Consider the following 1,981-nt stretch of genomic DNA (forward strand, 5'->3'; position numbering starts at 1 on the left):
CCCTCCCAAGTAGTCTGAAACTCCCAGCCCGTCTGGGAGTATCGGCCGATGTGCAATCCCTGGCGCATAGCCATAGTTGCGATCAAAGGTCACCGGTCAGGCCTCGATGACCGGAATTTTTCGGGAGTAGATCATGGCTATCACCATCACCGGAACAATGATCATCGACGAGACGTCGGGTAAGCAGAACGCGACGGCCGGGGGCAGCGACACCACAGGCAACGACGTTAAAGATGGTCTGGGCTTCCAAACCACCGGCGTTGCTGCATTCGACACGCTTTTGAATGCCGTGGTGGTGCAGAATCTCACTGGGGTCAACGTCACCGTAGCCGTGAGCAACGGCACCAACGCCGACCTTGATGGCAGTCCCATGCTCAGCGGTTTCGGGGTCGATGTCACCGATCTGGCCTTCACCAATGCCACGGGTGGTCCGCTGCTTGGGGAATTGGCACTGTCTGCGCCTGGCGTCCCCCTGCTGACCGTCGACGGCACGCAAATTTACCTCTACAGCTATACGGGCCTCGACCTGGGCATTGATGAGAACAACGTCGTGTTCGGCCGCAAGGCCAATGCCGACGGCACGGCAAACGACACCGGCGACATCGTCTTCGCCGCGTACCTGCAACCCACGGACGCTTCCGGTGCCGCCCAGAGCTCCGATCTGAACGCCGTGGGCTCCAAGGTCTGGATGGTGCAGTACGAGGAAATCGAGCACCCGATTACCACCAACCCCGACGACGCCTTGAGCGTCTACAACCTCAATGTCTCGGTCAGCAATCGCAGCGACTTCTCGTTGGCAGGCGCACCTTCAGGCCAGAACCTGTTCCTGATGTACGGCGATGGAACCCCCAGCGCGGCTGACGCGGTGATCATCGTCACCGGCAAGGACCCAATCAACCAGTCCAGCGATACCTCCGCCATCACCGACGGCGACACCGTCAACACCGGCCAGGGCGGCGGCCCCACCACTCTGGGCACCAACAGCCAGCAAGTCGTGGAAGGCACCGGCTTGTACTTCACCTTCGCGAAAGGCGCGAACCCGGACTACACCGTCAACGCTGACCATTCGGCGACCTCGGTTGGATTCCTGGACCAGAACGAAGCGGACGTGGAGGCCAACATCGACTTCGACGAGCTCTACGGCACCAATGGGGCCAGTTTTTCCGTTGTGCAATCGTCTTCGGGCGATAAATCCACGCTGCAGATCAGCGCCTCCACAACGGCTTTTCATCCAGGTACTGCTTTCATCGACAACCTGCACGCCAACACGCTGGTGGAAGTCAACAAGGTCACCATCACCACCCAGCCCAGTGGGCACGGCAAGAATGCGGTTCCAGGTGAGACCCTGGTGTTTGACAAGACCAGTATTGGAACGACCCCCACCACGCTGAGCGGCATCACGGTCACGTTCGGCAGCGACAAGACCGTGGTGATCCAAGGCCTGGAAGCCAACGACCTGATCGCCTACAACACCAACGGCCTACACAACCGGGCGCTGATCGACAACATCGGTTCGGCCGACACCAACTTCGACGCCCCCTTCGACATTGGTGGCTTCAGGCTGGTCAATTCCAATACCACACCGAATCAGTTCTCGGAGCTGACGTTCCACGATGACGGGCCGACGGCGCAGATCGCGCGCACGGCCGACAACCTGGTACTGGACGAATCGCTGGGCGTGGACGCGAACGACGCCAACGCCGAGGACGACGACGTACCGCCTGGTACCGACCCGTTCGCGGGCACCTACGGCGCGCCGATCGGTGCGGTCGCGGGGGTGAATCTGGCCGACACGACGACGTCTACCGGGACCGATACCGTGGGCGCGACGACGGCGGTGACGCTGTCCATCGTCAACGGCAACGGATCGGATTCGGGCCTTGATACAACCGACGGCACGCAGATCAATCTGTGGAAGGAAACCAACGGCGATGTCACGGGGCGCACGGGCAATGCCAGCGCCACGGTGATCTTCGCGATC

Annotated in this window: 1 protein-coding gene; it reads left to right on the plus strand. The window is 61.1% G+C overall.

All coding sequences use genetic code 11. The features are described from left to right. Positions 1-133: 133 nt before the first annotated feature. Positions 134-1,981: DUF5801 repeats-in-toxin domain-containing protein (locus HCU66_RS26875; protein ID WP_479561820.1), on the plus strand; the 1,848-nt coding region annotated here is incomplete at its 3' end.

This window comes from Pseudomonas frederiksbergensis, assembly GCF_017114915.1.
GTDB lineage: Bacteria > Pseudomonadota > Gammaproteobacteria > Pseudomonadales > Pseudomonadaceae > Aquipseudomonas > Aquipseudomonas frederiksbergensis_I.